Annotated in this window: 12 protein-coding genes, 1 pseudogene and 1 riboswitch; of the genes and pseudogenes, 10 read left to right on the plus strand and 3 right to left on the minus strand. The window is 72.0% G+C overall.

What is annotated here, in order from left to right:
* Nucleotides 1-117: 117 nt before the first annotated feature.
* From AB0C22_RS25115 to AB0C22_RS25140, 6 genes and pseudogenes are all read left to right on the plus strand, one after another.
* Entirely contained in the window at nucleotides 118-2,034 is a 1,917-nt protein-coding gene (locus tag AB0C22_RS25115; RefSeq protein ID WP_219460150.1) for an alpha/beta fold hydrolase, read from the plus strand.
* Nucleotides 2,031-2,597 carry a hypothetical protein gene (locus AB0C22_RS25120; protein WP_219460146.1) on the plus strand — a complete coding sequence of 189 codons (567 nt, stop codon included), beginning with the start codon at nucleotides 2,031-2,033 and terminating at the stop codon, nucleotides 2,595-2,597. Before AB0C22_RS25115 ends, AB0C22_RS25120 begins: the two co-directional genes overlap by 4 nt.
* Nucleotides 2,594-3,364, plus strand: a complete 771-nt coding sequence (locus AB0C22_RS25125) for a class I SAM-dependent methyltransferase (RefSeq protein ID WP_219460142.1) — start codon at nucleotides 2,594-2,596, stop codon at nucleotides 3,362-3,364. Before AB0C22_RS25120 ends, AB0C22_RS25125 begins: the two co-directional genes overlap by 4 nt.
* Nucleotides 3,361-5,190: an ABC transporter ATP-binding protein gene (locus AB0C22_RS25130; protein WP_357537355.1), complete on the plus strand. Its 1,830-nt coding sequence runs from the start codon at nucleotides 3,361-3,363 to the stop codon at nucleotides 5,188-5,190. The genes AB0C22_RS25125 and AB0C22_RS25130 overlap by 4 nt, the downstream gene beginning before the upstream one ends.
* A gap of 16 nt (nucleotides 5,191-5,206) precedes the next feature.
* On the plus strand, nucleotides 5,207-6,688 hold the full coding sequence (locus tag AB0C22_RS25135) for an NAD(P)/FAD-dependent oxidoreductase (RefSeq protein ID WP_357537357.1): 1,482 nt from the start codon (nucleotides 5,207-5,209) through the stop codon (nucleotides 6,686-6,688).
* 131 nt (nucleotides 6,689-6,819) lie between these two features.
* Nucleotides 6,820-6,987 (plus strand): annotated as a pseudogene (locus tag AB0C22_RS25140) (S8 family serine peptidase); the annotation flags it as partial.
* 200 nt (nucleotides 6,988-7,187) lie between these two features.
* Here the strand turns inward: AB0C22_RS25140 and AB0C22_RS25145 are convergent.
* Nucleotides 7,188-8,474 carry an MFS transporter gene (locus AB0C22_RS25145; RefSeq protein ID WP_357537359.1) on the minus strand — a complete coding sequence of 429 codons (1,287 nt, stop codon included), beginning with the start codon at nucleotides 8,472-8,474 and terminating at the stop codon, nucleotides 7,188-7,190.
* 2 nt (nucleotides 8,475-8,476) lie between these two features.
* A complete protein-coding gene (locus AB0C22_RS25150) occupies nucleotides 8,477-12,760 on the minus strand; it encodes an amino acid adenylation domain-containing protein (protein WP_357537362.1) in 4,284 nt (1,427 codons plus the stop codon).
* A 798-nt stretch (nucleotides 12,761-13,558) separates the two neighbouring features.
* On the opposite strand from AB0C22_RS25150, the gene AB0C22_RS25155 reads away from it, so the two are divergent.
* The 3 genes from AB0C22_RS25155 to AB0C22_RS25165 all read left to right on the plus strand — a co-directional run bounded on the left by AB0C22_RS25155 (nucleotide 13,559) and on the right by AB0C22_RS25165 (nucleotide 16,361).
* Complete coding sequence (locus tag AB0C22_RS25155) at nucleotides 13,559-14,620, plus strand: kelch repeat-containing protein (RefSeq protein ID WP_357537364.1); 1,062 nt, start codon at nucleotides 13,559-13,561, stop codon at nucleotides 14,618-14,620.
* Nucleotides 14,621-14,627: 7 nt separating this feature from the next.
* Nucleotides 14,628-14,827, plus strand: a riboswitch (cobalamin riboswitch).
* Nucleotides 14,828-14,863: 36 nt separating this feature from the next.
* Nucleotides 14,864-15,487 (plus strand): 5,6-dimethylbenzimidazole synthase, encoded by a 624-nt coding sequence (gene bluB / locus AB0C22_RS25160; protein ID WP_357537366.1) that lies wholly within the window; start codon nucleotides 14,864-14,866, stop codon nucleotides 15,485-15,487.
* Nucleotides 15,488-15,926: 439 nt separating this feature from the next.
* The gene (locus tag AB0C22_RS25165; RefSeq protein ID WP_219460112.1) at nucleotides 15,927-16,361 is read left to right on the plus strand and encodes a hypothetical protein; all 435 of its coding nucleotides are present in this window, start codon (nucleotides 15,927-15,929) and stop codon (nucleotides 16,359-16,361) included.
* 178 nt (nucleotides 16,362-16,539) lie between these two features.
* Here the strand turns inward: AB0C22_RS25165 and AB0C22_RS25170 are convergent, their stop codons facing one another.
* Nucleotides 16,540-16,752: a helix-turn-helix domain-containing protein gene (locus tag AB0C22_RS25170; protein WP_255597967.1), complete on the minus strand. Its 213-nt coding sequence runs from the start codon at nucleotides 16,750-16,752 to the stop codon at nucleotides 16,540-16,542.
* Between AB0C22_RS25170 and AB0C22_RS25175 the strand changes: the two genes are divergently transcribed.
* On the plus strand, nucleotides 16,741-18,789 hold the full coding sequence (locus AB0C22_RS25175) for a 2Fe-2S iron-sulfur cluster-binding protein (RefSeq protein ID WP_357537369.1): 2,049 nt from the start codon (nucleotides 16,741-16,743) through the stop codon (nucleotides 18,787-18,789). The genes AB0C22_RS25170 and AB0C22_RS25175 overlap by 12 nt on opposite strands.
* Nucleotides 18,790-19,157: the final 368 nt, after the last annotated feature.

Below are 19,157 nucleotides of genomic sequence, written 5' to 3' on the forward strand. Positions count from 1 at the left end.
CGATACGCCCCCCCCCTCCCCCGCACCCCCCCCGGGGGGCCGGCCCCCCCCCGCGCCCCCCCCCCGCCCCACCCGTCCCGCCCCGGTCCTCCCCGCACCATCAGGAAGCGCTGACCCATGAAGAGAGCACCCTGGCACCGCCGGCTCCGGCCGCCCGCCACGTTCGACCGCTCCGCCGTGCTGAACTGGACCGAGCGGATCAGCTCGGTGACCCACCTCTTCGCCAGCCTGGAATACCTCACCCGCAGCCGGGATCGGCAGCGGGGCGGGGCGAACAACTGGGCGGTCAACCGGCGTACCTTCCACGAGCACGCCCCCCGCCTGACCCGGGCGCTGGACCTGGCCGCCAACGACCGGGTGGCCACCGCGCTGCATGTCAGCCGGGCCGTCGCGGCGGCCGCGCTCTGGCTGCCGCTGGGCCGCCGGCAACGGGTCGCCGCGAACGCGGTGCTCTCCGGCAGCCAGGCCGCGCTGCACGCCCAGCACCTCTACGGCAGCGACGGCGCCGACCAGGTCTCCTTCCTGGTCCAGGCGCTCACCACCGCCGCCCGCGCCGGCCAGCGCCGGCCCGCCGTGGTCGACGCCTGCCTCTGGTTCGTCGCCCTGCAGTCGGTGCTGTCGTACACGGTCTCCGGCTGGGCCAAGCTGCCCAGCGAGACCTGGCGCAGCGGACGCGCCCTGCCCGGCATCACCCGGACCCTCACCTACGGCGACCCGCAGGTCTGGCAGCTGATGCGCCGCTACCCCCGGCTGACGAAACTCGCCGCCCACGGGGTGCTGGCGATGGAGTGCGCGTTTCCGCTGGCCTACGCCGCTAAGGGCCGCCCCGCCCCGTACCTGCTCGCCACCGCCGGGGCGTTCCACCTGGTCAACGCACGGGTGATGGGGCTCGGTCGGTTTTTCTGGGCGTTCACCTCCACCTATCCGGCGGTCGCCTACACCACCCGGCCCCGGGAACGCACCGGCGACGCGGCCGGCATCCGGCGCGACGACACCCTGCCCGCCGTGGCGGCGGCCGCCGGGCTGGTGCTCTTCGCCGCCGGCCAGGTCGCCCGGGTCCGGCGGCGTCGGCTGATCGAGCGGGGGCGCGGCGACGAGCGCACCGTCACCACCGCCGCCGGCAATGTCCTGTCCTACCGGTACGCCGGCAACCCGCCACCCGACCGGTCCACCGGTGCCGGGGCGCGGTCCGGCGGGGCCGAGGCACGGTCCGGCGGGGCTGCCGGTGACGGGCCGGTGGTGGTGTTGGAGAGCGGGATGGCCGCCACCGCCGAGCACTGGGAGCGGATCGCCGGTCCGCTCGGTGAGCGGTTCACCACGGTCACCTACCAGCGGGCCGGCTACGGTGCCAGCCGCTACCGGGACACCGGGGAGTACCGGTTCGAGACGATGGTCGACGACCTGGTCGAGTTGACCCGGCACGTGGCCGGCGACCGCCCGGTGGTCCTGGTCGGCCACTCACTCGGCGGCTACCTGGCCCTGCTCGCCGCCGCACAACTCGGCGGACAGGTACGCGGGGTGGCCCTGGTCGACTCCAGCCACCCCGCCGAACTCCGCCGTTCCCTACGGCAGGCCGAGGGCGGCCGGGCGCTGACCAGCACCCTGGCCATCATGCCCGGTTCCCTGCGGGCCGGGTTCGGTTCACTGCTGCCCCGGGCCCCCTGGATCGACCGGCTGCCCGAGCCCGTCCGCCCGCTGGCCCTGGCCCAGTACCGCGACCCGCAACTGTGGGCCGCCGCCCGGCGGGAGTGGCGGGTGGTGCAGGAACGCTTCGAAGACGAGAGCACCGGGCTGCCCCGGATCGACGTACCGCTGGTGGTGGTGACGGCCGGGCGGACCGCACGTGCCGACGCCGTCCAGGCCGACCTGCACGACGAGTTCGCCGCCGCGGCCCCCCGGGCGCAGCGGCACCTGATCGCCGACGCCGACCACGACGAGATCCTCACCGACGCCGACCGGTCCGCGGAGGTCGTCACGATCCTCACCGCGTTCGTCGACGACGTCACCGGGCCGGGCCCGGAGGTCCGGCGATGAGCCGCCGGGTCGGCTCCGACCTGCGCCCACTGACCACGGCGATCACCGCCGGCCTGGTCGGCTGGTTCGGGGTGACCGTGCTCAGCCAGCACCCGCAACAGGTCTTCGACCGGTTCCGCCGCTACGACGTACCCGGGTTGCTCATCGGCAACTGGCGCTTCTTCGCCCCCGAACCGGCGCAGCACGACTTCCACGTCCTGCACCGGGTGCTCACCGCCGACGGCGCGCAGACCCGCTGGGTGGAGACCACCCACATCCCACGCCGGCACTGGCGGCAGGTGGTCTGGTTCCCGGAACGCCGGCAGGACAAGGCGATCTTCGACATCTGCGCCGACCTGATCGTGCACCTGGGCACCCCCGGCGTCGAGATCACCGCCACCGCGCCGTACGAGGTGCTGCGGGACTTCGTCGCGCACGCCGTACACCGGCAGTACGCCGGGGCGGACGTACCCCGGGGATTCCAGTTCGTGATCGCCCGCAGCGCCGGCTACGACGAATCCCACCAGCCGGACTACCTGCTGGTCTCCCCGTTCGAACCGTTGCCGGAGGGCACCCCGAGATGACTGAGATCGCCGACAGCGGCTACGGACGCCAGTTCGTCGACTTCTACGACCAACTCTTCCCCGGCGGGACGGCGGCGGAGCCGGCCGTCGCGTACCTCGCCGGCCTGCACCCGGGCGGCGGAGCACCCACCCTGGAGCTTGGCGTCGGCACCGGCCGGATCGCCCTGCCGCTGGCCGACCGGGTCGGCGAGATCGTCGGGGTGGACTCGTCGCCGGAGATGCTCGACGCGCTGCGGGCCGCCCTCACCGAGCGACCCCGCCCGGTCACGCCGGTGCACGGCGACATCCGCGACTGGTCCGACGACCGCCGGTACGGCCTGGTCTACTGCATCTGCGGCACCCTGTCGATGCTGCTGGACCCGCAGGAACAGCAACGGGTCGTGAAGGCCGCCGCCGCCCGGCTGGCCCCCGGCGGGCTCCTCGTGGTGGAGACCCACAACCCGCAGTTCGCGCTGGCCGTGCTCAACCAGGGCCGGGCCCGCGACTCCTTCTTCGTGCCCTACCCCGGCCAGGACACCGGGCTGCTGTCGTACTCCACCATCGACGTGGCGAACGGGATCTGGCACCTGGCGCACATCTGGATCTCCGGGGGCCGGTCCCGGATCGCCTCGGAGCTGAGCCGGCTCACCACCCCCGACGAGGTCGACGGGTACGCCGAACAGGCCGGACTGGTCCGGGTGGCCCGGCACAGCGACTGGGCCGGCAACGAGTTCACCGGCGCGGAACCGATGTACGTCACCGTCTACCGCGCCCCGGGTGACCGGTGAGCACCCCGGCCGCCGGTGAGCGGCACTGGCTGCGCATGATCGCCGGATACGTCCGGCCACACCGGGGGCCGTTCGTGGCCGCCGCCGTGCTGCTGCTCGCCTCCAGCCTGCTCGGGCTGGCCCAGCCGCTGGCCGCCAAGGCGCTGATCGACGGCCTCACCGCCGGTCAGGGGGTGGGCCGGGCGCTGGTCGTGCTGACCGGGCTGGTGATCATCGCCGCCGTACTGCTCGGAGTCGGCAACTACCTGATCCTGCGTACCGCCGAGGCGGTCGCCCTGGACGGACGGCGCGGCCTGGTCCGGCACCTGCTGCGGCTCACCGTGCCGGCGTTGCAGCGGCAGGCCCCCGGCGACCTGCTGGCCCGGGTCGCCGGGGACACCATGCTGCTGCGGCAGATCGCCAGCCAGTCCCTGATCGACATCTTCACCGGCGGCGTCATGCTGCTCGGCGCCGTAGCACTGATGGCGGTGGTCGACCTGGCCCTGCTCGGGGTGACCGCGGTCGTGGTGGTGCTGCTGGTGGTCATCATGGGGCTGTTGATGCCCCGCATCCGCGCCGCCGCGCTGCGCTCCCAGGAGTCGGTGGGCGACATGGGCGCCGCCCTGGAACGGGCGCTGGGCGCGTTCACCACCATGAAGGCCTCCGGCACCGAGGCCACCGAGGCGGCCCGGATCGACGCGGCGGCGCTGACCGCGTACCGGCAGGGGGTGAGCCTGGCCCGTTGGGGCTCGGTCGCCGGCACCAGCGCCGGCCTGGCCATCCAGGTCGCGTTCCTGGTCGTGCTCGGGGTCGGCGGCGCACGGGTGGCCAGCGGCGCGATGCCGGTCTCGGCACTGGTGGCCTTCCTGCTCTACGTGGCCTACCTGAGCCACCCGGTGATGCAGCTCGTCGGCGCCGGCACCTACCTGCAGATCGGGCGGGCGGCGCTGACCCGGATCGCCGAGATCGACGCACTGCCCACCGAACCGATCGACCTGCCCCCCGCGCCGCCGGTCAGGGCCGCCACCCCGGCGACCACCGCAACCGGTGTCCTGGCCGGGCCGGCGGGAGCCGGCGGGCCGACCACCACGACCGGGGCGGGGTCGGCCCGCGGACCGGCGGAGGTGGTGTTCGAACAGGTCTGCTTCCGGTACCCGGACCGGGACGAACCGGCCCTGCGCGACCTCACCCTGACCGTGCCGGCGGGCGGGCTGACCGCACTGGTCGGGCCCTCCGGCTCCGGCAAGACCACGGTGCTCGCCCTGATCGAACGCTTCACCGAACCACAACAGGGCCGGATCCTCGTCGACGGCCGGCCGCTGGCCGACTGGCCGCTGGCCGAGCTGCGCGCCGCCATCGGGTACGTCGAGCAGGACGTCGCGGTGCTCGCCGGGACGCTGCGGGAGAACCTCGCGTACGCCACCCCCGGCGCGACCGACGAGGAGATCCACGCGGTGCTGCGGACCACCCGGCTCAGCACCCTGCTGGACCGGCTCGGCGGCGACCTGGACGCCCCGATCCGGCACCGGGGGCTCTCCCTGTCCGGCGGCGAGCGGCAACGGATCGCGGTGGCCCGCGCGCTGCTGCGCCGTCCCCGGCTGCTGCTGCTCGACGAGGTGACCTCGCAACTGGACGCCGCCAACGAGGCCGCCCTGCGCGAGGTGATCCAGGAGATCTCCCGCCGGACCACCGTGGTCGTGGTCGCGCACCGGCTCTCCACGGTCCTCGCCGCCGAGAAGATCGTCGTGCTGGAGAATGGCACGGCCCGTTCCGTGGGTTCGCATCCGGAGCTGGTCCGCACCGATGCGCTCTACGCCAGTCTGGCTGCGGAACAGGCGTTGGTCTGAGGCGGGAGGGCACACCATGGGAGCGCAGAAGGCAGCCGGCGGATTCGACGCGGTGGTGGTCGGCTCCGGCCCGAACGGGCTGGCCGCCGCACTGGTGCTCGCCTCGGCAGGGCTGAGCGTCCAGGTGCACGAGGCCGCCGGGACCACCGGCGGTGGCACCCGGACCGAGGAACTGACCCTGCCCGGATTCCACCACGACGTCTGCTCCGCGGTGCACCCGATGGCCCTCGCCTCGCCCTTCTTCCGCGCCTTCGACCTGTCCGCGCACGGCGTACGGCTGTTGCAGCCGGAGATCCCGTACGCCCACCCGCTCGACGGGGGGCGGGCGGCGCTGGCCTGGCGGGACCTGGACCGCACCGCCGAGGGGCTGGGTCCCGATGGGGCGGCCTGGCGGTCCCTGCTCGGGCCGCTGGTCCGACGCTGGTCGGGAGTGGTCGACACGGCCATGTCCGACCTGCGCCGGGTGCCCCGCGACCCGCTCGCCGCACTGCTGCTCGGGCTCCGCACCCTGGAACAGGGCACCCCGGCCGCGGCGGCCCGGTTCCGCACCGGGGAGGCCGCCGCACTGCTGGCCGGGGTCGCGGCGCACGCGATCGCCCCACCGCGCCGGCTCGCCCCGGCCGGGGCCGGCCTGCTGCTGGCCACCCTCGGGCACGCGGTCGGCTGGCCGGTCCCCGCAGGTGGCAGCCGGGCGATCACCGACGCGATGGTGAACCGGCTACGGCAACTCGGCGGCCGGGTGGTCACCGGCAGCCGGATCGACGACCTGGCCCAACTGCCGCCGGCCCGCACGGTCCTGCTCGACGTCTCCCCCGCCGGCCTGCTGCGCATCGCCGGCGACCGGCTACCCGCCGGCTACGTGCGCAGTCTGCGTTCCTTCCGGTACGGCGGGGCCGCCTGCAAGGTCGACTTCGCGCTCTCCGGGCCGGTGCCGTGGGCGGATCCGGAATGCGCCCGCGCCGGCACCCTGCACCTGGTCGGCTCGGCCACCGAGGCCCGGATCGCCGAAACCGCGGTGGTACGCGGCCGGCACCCGCAACGCCCGTACGTGCTCGCGGTGCAGCCCGGCGTGGTCGACCCGACCCGCGCACCCGCCGGCAAGCAGGTGCTCTGGACGTACGCGCACGTGCCGAACGGCTCCCCGCGCGACGTCAGCGACCAGATCGTCGCCCAGGTGGAACGGTTCGCGCCCGGCTTCCGCGACCTGATCCTGGCCACCCACGTGGTGCCGGCGGCGCAGGCCGGCAGCCACAACCCGAACTACGTCGGCGGGGACATCTCCGGCGGCGCGGTCACACCATGGCAGCTGGTGATGCGGCCGGCAGCCCGCTGGGACCCGTACCGGACCCCGCTGCCCGGCGTCTACCTCTGCTCGGCCTCCACCCCACCCGGACCGGCCGTGCACGGCATGTCCGGGCTGCACGCCGCCGGCCGCGCCCTGCGGCAGCACTTCGGCATCCGCACCGCCCCCCTCGACCTGATCCGCGGCGGACGCTGACCGAACCGGGCGGCGTCGACCGAGTCGCGCGGCGTCGATCGGCGCGGTGCGCGGGACGTCCGGTCTTCGCGGGCGGGCCGTACCCGATATCGCTCAACCCCGCCGTCACGTCCCTCGATCTCACCCTCCGGGCCTCCGCGCACGTGGCCGGAATGGCCGCCCGGGTACTGGGCAAGAATCCGACCTGGACCCCGGCGCAGGTGCACTCCTACCTGGTCAACAGCGCAACCCCAGGGGTGGTGACCAATCCCGGCAGCGGCTCACCCAACCGCCTGCTCTACGGATCACCAACCCTCTGAACGGTATCCGGCGGCCCGACCCGGTCGGGCCGCCGGACTCGTGTTTTGACCATCGGGGGGATTTGCGGTGGTCGAGGTCTAGCGGATTGGGAGGACCCTGTCGGCCCGGAGGCCGCCACGCTGCGGTCTCGGGGTGGCCGCCCGGTTGCCGGGTGGGGGCCGACGTGCCCGGCGCAGCGGTGGTCGTCCGCCGGCCCCGGTCACCGGGTCGCGGCCGGTTCGGGGAGTTCCGTCAGGTGCAGGATCCGGCGCGGGAAGAACACGACGAACGCCAGGATCGACGCCCCCGCCGCCACCCACAGGGCGGGGCGTAGACCGATGACGGTGGCCAGTCCGCCTCCGACGGGGCCACCGAGCGCGGCGACGCCGAGCATCAGCATGCGCATGACCGCGTTCATCCGGGCCATCAGCGTGTCGGGGGTCAAGGTCTGCCGAAGGCTGACGACGATGACGTTCGTCGCCCCCATCGCCACCGCGGAGGCCAGGAACACCGCCACCAGCACGGCGGTGAGCACCACCGCCGGTCCGCCGGCTGCCGGGACCACGATCCAGCTGGAGAAGGACACGCTCGCGCAGGCCACGTACACCCGACCGACGCCGAACCGCCGCGCTGCGGCCTGCGCCGACGCGGCGCCGATCAGGCCACCGACGGCACCCGACGAGAGGATGCCGCCGATGACGGCGGTGCTCAGGGAAAGCTCCCGGACGGCATACACCAGGAACACCGTCTGGATGAACATCAGGAAGAAGTTGTAGCAGGCACCCAGGATCGCGAGGATGCGCAGCAGCGGGTTACCGAACACCCAGCGCAGTCCCTCGCCCAGTTCGGTCCGCAGGTTGCGGGGCGTGTCGCTCCGTTCCGGCTTCACCTCGCGGGCCCTGATCTGCAGCAGCATGGCGATCGAGACCGCGTACGACGCGGCGTTCACGACGAGCGCGATGGGGGCGGTGAGGATGTTCACCAGTACACCGGCAAGGCCGGGCCCACCGATGTGGGCGGCGGCGTCCGCCGCGCCGATACGGCTGTTCGCCTCGATGAGTCGGGTGTGGTCGGCGACGATGGTGGGCACGTAGGAAACCCAGCACACGTCGAACATCACCGCGGCGACACCCACCCCTGCGGTGACGACGTAGAGCCAGCCGAGACTCAACTGACCGGTGACGGCGAGGATCGGCACGAGGCCGACCAGCACCAGCCGGACCGCATTCGCCCCGACCATGAGCGGCCGTCGCGGCATCCGGTCGGCGAGGGCACCGAAGAGCAACGAGAGCAGCAGGTACGGCAGGAGCTGGGCCATCCGCAGCAGACCCACCTGCTCGGTACTGCTGTCGAGCACGAGAATCGCCGTCAGCGGCAACGCGAGTGCGGTGACCTGGGTCCCGAACATCGACACCGTCTCGCCTATCCAGAACAGGCGGAAGTCCCGGTTCTGCCACCACAGGCCCGTTCTGCTCCGCCGCTCACGCACTGGCAGTCGCTGGAACACCCTCACTCTCCCGCTGCGGCGAGGAGGGTGTCGATGACCGCCGCGAGTACGGGGCGGTGCTCGCCGGACCACATCGAATGGTGCGCGCCGGGGGCGCGGTACTCGCGTACCGTGGCCGCCAGCGGGGCCCACTGCCCGGCCGGTACCGCCCCCGGGGTCCTGAGCACGGAAAGCCGGCCGGGGTAGGTCCAGGTGGGCCGGTAGCGGAAGGTGGCCCGCACGCTGGCCCGGTAGACGGACAGGCGGCAACCGAGTTGATCCGGCCCGATCTCCGCCGGTAGCACCGTGTCCCGCAGGAACGCGTACAGCGCGTCGAACTGATCGGGAAGGCCCTGGTAGCCCGGGGGAAGTTCGGGGGCGTCCCGACCGGCCTCGGCCGCGATGTCGGCGACGAACTGTTCGACGGTGCGCCGGTCGTCGGGCGTCCGGGACGGGTCCGGCAGCGGGGTGTCGACGACGGTCAGGAACGGCACCGGCGCACCGGCCTCCGTGAGCTGCCGCGCCATCTCGAACGCGACCAACCCACCCATCGACCAGCCGAGCAGATGGTAGGGGCCCGTCGGCTGCCGTTCCCGGATCGCCGCTACGAAACGGCCGGCCAACGCCACCACGTCGGGCAGCGCGTGCTGACCCGGCTCCAGCCCCGGCGCTTCGAGACCGATGATCGTCCGTTCCGGGCTCAGCCGGCGGGCGACTCCGGCGAAGATGGACGGGGAGCCGGACGCGCCGGGGACGCAGAACAGCGGCGGGTACGTGCCGTCGTTGGGTGCGGCGGCCAGGGTCACCAGCGGTGACCAGGTGTCGGCCTGCTGGTCGGCGGCCCGTCGCGCCTGCACCGCTGCGGCGAGGACGACGGGCGTGTAGAGGTCCCGGGCCGTGATCCGGGTGCCCAGGCGTTGCTCGATCAGCTGGAGCAGCTTCGCCGCGTGCTCCTCGTCGGCGCCGAGTGCGAACAGGTTGTCGGTGACGGCGGCCGGGGTGGCCGGTGACACCAGGACGTCGGTCATGGCCAGCGCGATCGTCTGCGCCAGGCTCAGCGCATCGGCGGGCGGGCCCGCCTGCTGGTGGGGCGGTTCGGCGGCCGGATCGGCGGCCGGTGGTGCGACGGCCTGGAGGTGCACCTGCTGGGCGAAGTCGCGCAGGTTGGGCGAGCCGTACAGGGTCCGGACGCCGAGTTTCGCGCTGAACGCCTGGTTGACCCGGCTGATGACCCGCATCGCCTGCAACGAGTTGCCACCCAGTTCGAAGAAGTCGTCGTCGGCGCTGAGTCGCCAGGCGGCCATGCCGAGGACGTCGGCGAAGACGGCGGCGACCTGCCGTTCGGTCGGGGTGGCCAGCGCGACGACCTCCCGGTCGGCCTGGACGTACGCCGCCGGTGCGGGCAGTGCCCTCCGGTTGAGCTTGCCGCTGAGCGACATCGGCAGGCTCTCCAGCACCCGCCAGGCCTGCGGGACCATGTATGACGGCAGAAACTGGGCGGCGTGCCGGCGCAACTCGGCGACCGATGGTTCCGTCGACCCGGTCAGGGTCACGTAGCCGGCGAGGATCTGCTGGCCCCGCGCGTCCTCGGCCAGCTTCACCGCCGCCGTGTCGACCGCGGGATGGGTACGCAGCACCGCTTCGATCTCCTCGACCTCGATCCGTAGGCCCCGCAGCTTGATCTGCGTGTCGATCCGGCCCAGGAACTCCAGGTGGCCCTCGCGGTTCCAGCGGACGAGGTCGCCGGTGCGGTACACCCGTCCGGTGGACCGGAACGGGTCCGGGATGAACTTCTCGCTGTGCAGGTCGGGGCGGTTGAGGTAGCCGCGGGCCAGCCCCTCGTCGCCACCGATCAGCAGTTCACCCGGCACCCCGACCGGCACCAGCGCCAACTGCTCGTCGACGACGTAGAAGCGACGTCGGGTGATGGGCCCGCCGATGGGCGGCGAGGTCCGGTATTCCCCGCGGGGTACGACGTGCAGCGTCACGCCGATCGCCGCCTCGGTGGGGCCGTAGCCGTTGACGAACGTCCGACCCGCGACGTTCCACCGGTTGGCCAGCTCGGCCGGGCACGCCTCACCTCCGGTGAACACGTGGCGCAGGTGCGGGTACGGGCCGTCGTCGAGCAGCGCCAGCAGCGTCGGAGGTGCGCCGACGAAGGTGATGCGCTCGTCGCGGATCAGCGCGGACAGCGACTCCGTCGAGTGCAGGGTCTCCCGGCGTGCACACACCAGCGTGGCGCCGCTGATGAGCGCGGCGTAGACCTCTGCCTGACACAGGTCGAAAGCGAGTGACGCGAACTGCAGGATCCGGTCGCCGGGGCCGAACTTGAAGGTCTCGGCGAACGGGACCAGGTAGGACACCAACGCCCGGTGCTCGGTCAGCACCCCCTTGGGGCGGCCCGTCGAACCGGAGGTGTAGATCACGCTGACCAACGAGTCCCCGGTGCTCACCTCGTCGAGCGGGTCGCCTGCTCCCCCGGCCCCGGCGGACTCGATGTCCGGCCAGTCGCGGTCCAGGCACAGGTAACGACGCGACCGGGGCTCGGGAAGGCTGGCGAGCAGGTCGCTCGTGGTCAGCACCACGTGTGCGTCGGTGTCGTCGAGAATGAACTCCAGGCGGCCGACCGGGTGGTCGATGTCGAGGATCACGTACGCGGCGCCCGCCTTGGCGACACCGAGGAACGCCACGAGGACGTCCAGGCCGCGATCCATCGCGACCCCCACCAGCTCTTCGTGTCTGACCCCGCACCGGTGCCTCAGGTGGGCGGCGAGGACGGCGGCACGTCGGTCCAGTTCCCCGTAGGTCAGCTCGACGCCCTCGAAGACCGCCGCGACGGAGTCGGGTGCCGCTGCGGCCCGTTCCGCGACGAGGACGTGCACGGGATCGGAGCGGACGGCGTCGTCCGGACCGCGACCCAGCCGCATCAACTCGGCCCGGTCGTCGGCGGACAGCAGGTCGATCTCGGACACCCTGATGCCGGGGTCGGCGGCCGCACCGGTCAGGACGCGCTCGATGTGGGTGAGCAGTTGGTCGATGCGCCACCGGGCGAACAGCTCCGTCGAATACTCCGCCGACACCCTCAGCTCGGTCGCCGACTCGGCGAAGGTCAGCGACAGGTCGAACCGGGAGTGCATCGTCTGCTGGTCGACCACACTGATGGTGGCTCCGGGCAGGTCGAGGGAGCCGCTGCCGGTCTCCTCGTTGAGCACCTGGAGAAGGACGTCGAACAACGGATTGCGGCTGGGGTCGCGGGGGACGGCAAGGCGGTCGACCACCCGCTCGAACGGCACGTCCTGAAGCTCGTAGGCCCGCAGGGAGGTGTCCTTGACCCGATCGAGCAGCTCGGCGAAGGTGGGCTTTCCGGACAGGTCCAGCCGCAGCACCACCGCGTTGACGAAGATGCCGACGACCTGTTCCAGGTCGGGATCGGACCGACCGAGTGCGGTGGTGCCGACGGCGAGGTCCTCCTCACCGGTGTAACGGGACAGGACCACCCCGAGGGCCGCGGTCAGGAGCATCGACAGTGAGACCTTCTGCGACCGGGCGAGGCGGCGCGCGGTGGCACCGATCGATGCCGGAAAGACCCGGCTGAGGTGTTCGCCGCGGTGGACGGTGTACGGCGGTCGCGGGTGGTCAGCCGGCAGGTTCAACGCCGGCAGGCCCGACAGTTGGGACTTCCAGTAGGTGAGCTGCGCTTCGAAGGTGCCGTCTTCGAAGGCGGCCCGCTGGGCCTTGACGAAATCGGCGTAGTCGGTGGCGGCCCGGCCGGCCGGGAGTTCGTGACCCTGCCGGATCGCCGCGTACGACCTGCGGATCTCGTCACTGATCAGGTTGATGGACCAGCCGTCACACACGATGTGGTGAATGACGATGGACAACAGGTGTCGTTCCGTTGCGACGCGGAACAGGCGGAACCTGTAGAGCGGGCCCACGGCCAGGTCGAACGGTGTCCGTGCCAGCGTGGTGGCCGCGTCGAGGGCACGTGTCTCCCGGAGTTCCCCCGCTGCGGTGGAGTCGTCGATCACGAGCGCCTGCTCCGGAGGAGCTGCGATGACCTGGTAGGGAACGCCGTCGTGCGCGTCGAAGCGCGCGCGGAGGATGTCGTGGTTCGCGACGACCCGGGTCATCGCGGTCTGTAGTGCCGAGTGATCCAGGTCGCCGTCGATCCGGTACAGCACGGCGACGTTGTACGTCGGTGTGCCGGGGGCGAGTTGGTCGAGGAACCACAACTGTTCCTGGGCGAACGACAGTGGCAGTTCAGCCGAATCCGTCGCGTGTGCCGAATTCACCAGGGCCTCGGTCACTACCTCTCCTTCCTACAGACACCCGCAATCTGTCGAAAAAGCGCAAACTCGTGTCGCGTAATCACAGAGATGTCAGTGCCCGGGAGCGAACCCGGCGCTGTTTCGCCACGGGGTGACCTACGGTGAATCAATTTGGACAGCATCATCGGTCGGTGCCGGATATTGCTTCGATCCATTGCCACAGCTAGCGACCAGAGTATGACTGACGGTAACATTAACGATGGGGTGCGTCAATACGTATTGATGGCCGGCCGGGAGTTCGCCGGCGGGGTTGCGGCTGATTTGAGCTGGTCCGTATGGCTCATGGTCAGGTGTCCGTAGCGCTGTCCATCATGGTGAACCGTCCCGGTTTCGGCGCAGTCGGCGGTCACTGCGCGTGGCGGACGCCCGGAGGGCGGTGCACCACCAGGATCCCGCCGGGGAACGGGGGCGGACCTGGCCGACCGGACAGCCCCGCAACGTCACGCCGACGCGCCGTCCGGCGTGGTGGCCGGACCGTCCCGCGGGTGCCGACCCCCTCACCACGGGCGGCAGCCGGCAATCACGGCGTCGCGTTCCCCGCCCGACGCCGGCACCACCCACGGCGCACGTGAGGAGAATTCCCTTCCGCATCGTGCGGACACGACCCCAAGTGGTGACCGGCGACAGCTTCCCGAGCGAACACACATTCAGCCACGACACCATTTTCACCCTCGGGGGAAATTGGCAGGTCCTTCGCGGCTGCCGCGTACGCCGGACTGCTAGCCTGCCGATCAGCGGAAACGCCCGTCGACCCAGCGCGAAGGGAGCATCCCAGTCGTGACGACAATTCGCATTCTCGGCCGCGCCGCACCATGGAGGACACTGTTCCTCGCCATTGCCGTCGCGGTGGCCCAACTGCCGGCACCCGTCGCCGGTGCCGCCGCCAGGGGCGACCGACCCGCCCTCCGTTGGCGGGCCGACGACGCGCTGTCGAGTTCCCGCTTCGCGCTGGCGGCGGCCACGGCGCCGGACGGGTCGATCTTCGCGATCGGGGGTGCCGACGCGGCTTCGGTCACCACGGTGGTGGAGGTCTACACGCCTCGGACGCGGCGGTGGAGGGCCGGTCCGTCGCTGCCCCGGCCCCGGTACCGCCATGCGGCGGCCACCGGCGGGGACGGGCGCGTCTACGCGATCGGTGGCAGCTCTCCCGGTGCCGAGGGAGCTTTCCTCAGCTCCGTGCTCGCCCTGACGCCGGGCGACGACCACTGGGTGCCCGTCGCGTCGATGCCCAGCGGACGGCAACTGCTCGCCGCGACGGCCGGCACCGACGGCCGGGTCTACGCCGTCGGCGGGGACCGTCGCGGCTCGCTGTCCACCCTGGAGGTCTACGAGCCGACGGTGGACCGGTGGACCACCGCGGCGTCGATGCCCACGCCGCGCTACGAGATGGGGGTGACCGGCGGACCAGACGGGCGGATCTACGCGATCGGCGGCTGCGGGGACGGCGTCCTGAACGTCCTCGACGTCGTCGAGGCGTACTCGCCCACCACCGACACCTGGGCGACTCTCGCGCCGCTTCCCAGCCGGCGGTGTCTGGTCGACGCCACGACCGGCCCGGACGGCCGGATCTATGCGACAGGTGGCTGTGAACTGGTCACCGACCCTTCGGGAAGACCTGTCGACTGCGTGGACACCACCCGGGTGGACGCGTACTCACCCGACACCGGCACCTGGGCGACGGTCACCGGCACCACCACCGCCCATCGTGAAGGCGCGGCGGTCACCAGCGGCAGGAGGATCTTCGCGATCGGCGGGCACACCGCCGGGGTGGAGTCCGCGCGGGTGACCGCCCGCCGCCCGCCGGGGGCGTGGCCGGCCTGCGTCACCGGCACGGGTTAGCATCGGCGGCGGCATGATCGTGCGAGGTGCCCCGCGGGTGCGGGGAGAATCGGGAAGCCGGTGTGATTCCGGCACGGGCCCGCCGCGGTGACCGGGGAGCGACCGTCCAGGCGCGAGGAGCGCAGCCACTGGCCGTACGGCTGGGAAGGCGGACGGGTTGGCGTCGATCCGGGAGTCCGAAGACCGGCCTCGCGTCGACCGCCCGCCCGTCCGGGGTGGGCCGAGCGCAGCGGGAGCCTGCCTGTGGAACTCTACGACGCCATCCACCGCCGCCGGGACGTCCGGGCCCAGTTCACCGGGGAACCGGTGCCGGACGGCGCCCTGCACCGGATCCTGGACGCCGCGCACGCCGTACCCAGCGTCGGTTACTCACAGCCGTGGGACTTCGTCCTGGTCCGGGACCCTGCCATCCGTCGTCGGTTCCACCGGCACGTGCAGGCCGAGCGGGCGACGTTCGCCGCCACCCTGGACGGCGCGGCGGCCGAACGGTTCGCGGGCATCAAGATCGACGGGGTGTTGGAGTCGACGCTGTCGGTCGTCGTCACGTACGACCCGCAGCGTGGGGGCCCGGCCGTGCTCGGGCGGCACGCCATCGCCGACGCCGGTCTCTACTCGGTCTGCCTGGCCATCCAGAATCTCTGGCTCGCCGCCACCGCCGAAGGGCTGGGCGTCGGGTGGGTCTCCTTCTACCGGGAGTCGTTCCTGGCCGGGCTGCTGGGCGCACCGGCCGGCATCCGGCCGGTGGCCTGGCTCTGCGTCGGGCCGGTCACCCACCTGGAGTCCGTGCCCGACCTGGAACGGCACGGGTGGCGTCGACGCCGACCTCTCGCCGAGGCGATCCACCACGACCGTTGGTTGCACAGCTGAATCCCCATTTTCCATTGTGGATGACAGCGCGCCTCGTCGCTGCAACACTGTTTTCGGTCGATCCCCCGCCGACTTCCTGAGTGCCCACTGATGGATTTTGACAGCGATGGGACAGCCATTGGATCTGCACAGGGTAGTAATCAGCCATCCTGAATCCTGCCCGAGACAGGTTGACTTCATTGTCACCGACGACCGGCACGGCACCGCCGCTGCACCGGCGGCCTTCCCCGCCGGACTTCGCTTCGGGGTTCACCGGTGACGCGAGGCGGTCGTTGTCGCCGCGGGTCACGGCGACCGATGGCAGCTCACGGAGAAACCAGCCCCGAGCGCCCGCCTGACTGCGGTCGGATGTCCCCCGGGCCGACGAACACAGCCTCGACGAGCGCGCTGAGTACGCCGACTCATGCCTGGTCGGGTCGGACCGTCCACACTGGACCGCGTGACTTCTGAGGCGGCCGGTGCACGTCGGTGGGGTGGCCCGATCGTGGGGCTCCTGGTCCTGGTCTGGATCGGCGGGCTGATCGCGGCAGCCGTGTGGTGGCTGAGCATCGGCTTGGCGCAGTGGAACGCCAACTACGACGGCCGGCCCGACGAGCTGGTGGGCCTCGGACGCCAGGCGAGCCTGGCCCTGCTGGTCGCCGCGTTGGTGGCGATCGCCGGCCCGGCAGTCATCGCGCTCGTCGCGTACCGGCTGCGGCTGGTCCGAACCGCGATCGTCTTCCTGGTGCTGACCGTCGTGATCGCCGTGCCCGCCCTACCGTTCGCCGCATCCGTCGGGCGGGGTCTCACTCCGGTGCCGGCAGACACGACGCCCGGCCCGCCAGGGCACTGCGTGGAACTCAGCGGCGGCGACAACCGCTGCCCGGGCGGCTGACGGGAGCGGGAGCAGCAGGGTGTGCCGGGATGACCGGGCAGGCGGCCCACCCGGAAACGACGGAAGGACCGGGGTGGTGCTGGCTTCCATCCGTCGAGGTGCCGGCCTGGCGTCGACCTGTCGGGAGTACGCGGGTCTCGACCATCACCCCGTGACAGGATCCGCCCGCCCTCCTTGCCTACTGGTCGTGACGGGCCTTGACCGCAGCCGTACGCAGCGCATCGATCGCACCCATGTTCAGCTCGGCCCAGCGTTTGAGCTCGCGCAACGGACCGACGAGCGTGTCGCCGAGCGCTGTCAACGAGTAGTGCACGGCGGGCGGACTCGTGGGTTCCACCCAGCGGCGGGCGAGGCCGGCGCCTTCGAGTTGACGCAGGGTGTGGGTGAGCATCTTCTGGGACACACCCGGCATGCGGCGGCGCAGCGCGGCACGAGCCGGACGACGTTCGTCGGTGGCGTCGCCGGGTTCGCCCACGTCCAGTCCCCCACGCGGATCTCGTTCGCCCTCCCCGAGGCCGACGCCTCCCCCGGGCCGACGTCGATGTTCTTCCTGCTGCCTGGAGTCGGCGAGGTCCTGCGTGTCAACGGCACGGTCACCTCCCAGCGGCGAGCACGGACCACGGTGGTGATCAGGCAGGCGTGGGTCCACTGCGCGCAGGCCATCCTCCGGTCCGGCCTGTGGCAGCCACCCACCCAGCAGACCGCGTCGGCCCCGCAGATCGCCCTCGACGAGCCGCTGGGGGCACCCGGTGTGGCCGAGTTCCTCGCCGCAGCGCCGTTCCTCGCACTGTCGAGCTGGGACACCGAGGGTGGCAGCGACACCAGTCCCCGAGGCGACCGGGGAACGGTGGTCCGGATCCTCGACGGTCGGACGCTCGTGCTCCCGGACCGCAGGGGCAACAAACGCGCCGACACGCTACACAACCTGCTGCAGGATGAGCGGCTCGCCTTCGCCGCGCTCGTGCCCGGCCGCAGCGGGGTGCTGCACGTACGCGGGCGCGGCGTGGTAACCGACGACCCGGCACTGCTACGGACCCTCGCGCTGCGCGGGCTGGCACCGCACGCGGCGCTCGTCATCGACGTCGAACACGCCGAGGTGACCGGCAACGACGCGGTGGCCCGGGCCCGGCTGTGGCATCCCGGCGCACACCTCGACCGCAGTGCCGCGCCGGATCTCACCATGATCGCGTTGGAGCACCTCGCCACGAACTCGGCGGACGCGCCGGGCGGGCCGCCTGCGGCACTGTTCAGGGTCATCGGCGCGATCCCGGGGCTGTCGCGGGCGCTGCGGGTGGTGATGCGCCGCGCCTACCGCTCCGCGCTGCGTAAGGAGGGCTACGCCGACATCGCGGACGGGCGACGGACCGACGGCGACCGGGCCGGAAGTCCGCTGCGGGAGGTGCGCATCGTGGAGATGCGCCGGGAGACGCCGAGCACCGTCACGATCGTCCTCGAAGACGCCGCCGGACGGCCCGACCACTTCGCGTTCCGGCCCGGTCAGTACTTCACGCTCGTCGTCGAGGTCGACGGCCGACCGGTCCGGCGGGCCTATTCGGCCTCGTCCGCGCCGGGGACGACGCGGCTGGAGGTCACCGTCAAGCATGTCGAGGGAGGGCGGCTCTCCAGCCACGTGCACCGGATGCTGCGCGTCGGGGACCTCCTGGGCCTGCACGGCCCGTCCGGGACGTTCCACACCGAGACCGAGCCACCGACCGAAATACTGCTCGTCGCCGCCGGCAGCGGTGTGACGCCGATGATGAGCATGATCCGTACGCGGCTCGCCGACCGGGCCGGCCACGACCGGATCGCGCTGCTCCATAGCAGCCGGTACGCCGACGAGGTCATCTTCGCCGCCGACCTCGACCGGTTGGCCGCGGAGCACCCGGACCGGTTGTCCGTCACCCACGTCCTGACCAGACGGGACGGCCGCCTCGACGCGGACCGCCTGGTGGACTGGTTCACCGGCCGTACGCCGGCCGCAGACGCCCGCTACTACGTCTGCGGCCCCGAGGCGCTCATGAGCACCGTACGGAAGGTGCTCGCGAGCCTCGGCGTGCCGAACGCGCGGGTGCACCACGAGACGTACACCTCGGGTGCCGGCACCACGATCGCGACCACGACGCCGCAGCCGATGACCGTGGAGGCGGCCGGGCAGCCCGTCGGTTCGGGGACTGTCGAGCCCGGTCAGAGTCTGCTCGACGCGGGTCTCGCCGCCGGGATCGACCTGCCGTTCTCCTGCACCGTCGGCACCTGCGGCGAGTGCGTCGTGCGGCTTCGCCGCGGCGACGTCGTGTTGAGCGAGCCGAACTGTCTCACCCCGCAGCAGCGGGCCGCCGGCTACACCCTGACGTGTGTCGCCCAGCCCCTGTCCGAGGTGACCATCGACCTCGCCGACCAGGGGCGTTCCGCGATAAGTGGCCAAGGCTGATCTGGACACCGGGTGGCAGATCGACGGGGTTGCAGGTCGACGGCGTCGTAGTCACGACGCCACCGACGACGACCCGGCCGACACCAGGCTGATCACACCCACGGTCAATGAGGTCCGCCACCTGATCACGCGTGCGTCATCCGTCCGACCAACGACGCCACCCACCGTCTGCACTGGTCGGGTTGACGCGATTCCGCAAGCTCGAGCCCGACGAGCCCACTACACGCCGCCTCCATCCCGGATTCCCGTCAGGGTCTCGCGACGGCTGATGCGCTAAGGGATGTCTCGTAACTCGGTGATGGGTCCATGGTGGATCATGGTGTGGTGCAGGTGATCACGGCAGCTCGCCCGGAGTGGGTCTTCCCGTT

Source organism: Micromonospora sp. NPDC048894, from assembly GCF_040649765.1.
In the GTDB taxonomy this organism is placed as follows: Bacteria; Actinomycetota; Actinomycetes; order Mycobacteriales; family Micromonosporaceae; genus Micromonospora; species Micromonospora antibiotica.

What these genes read in the sequence shown, in the direction of transcription:
- AB0C22_RS25115 (WP_219460150.1), top strand. Translation starts at nt 118, where the DNA reads ATGAAGAGAGCACCCTGGCACCGCCGGCTCCGGCCGCCCGCCACGTTC.
- AB0C22_RS25120 (WP_219460146.1), top strand. Translation starts at nt 2,031, where the DNA reads ATGAGCCGCCGGGTCGGCTCCGACCTGCGCCCACTGACCACGGCGATC.
- AB0C22_RS25125 (WP_219460142.1), top strand. Translation starts at nt 2,594, where the DNA reads ATGACTGAGATCGCCGACAGCGGCTACGGACGCCAGTTCGTCGACTTC.
- AB0C22_RS25135 (WP_357537357.1), top strand. Translation starts at nt 5,207, where the DNA reads ATGGGAGCGCAGAAGGCAGCCGGCGGATTCGACGCGGTGGTGGTCGGC.
- AB0C22_RS25170 (WP_255597967.1), bottom strand. Translation starts at nt 16,752, where the DNA reads ATGCTCACCCACACCCTGCGTCAACTCGAAGGCGCCGGCCTCGCCCGC.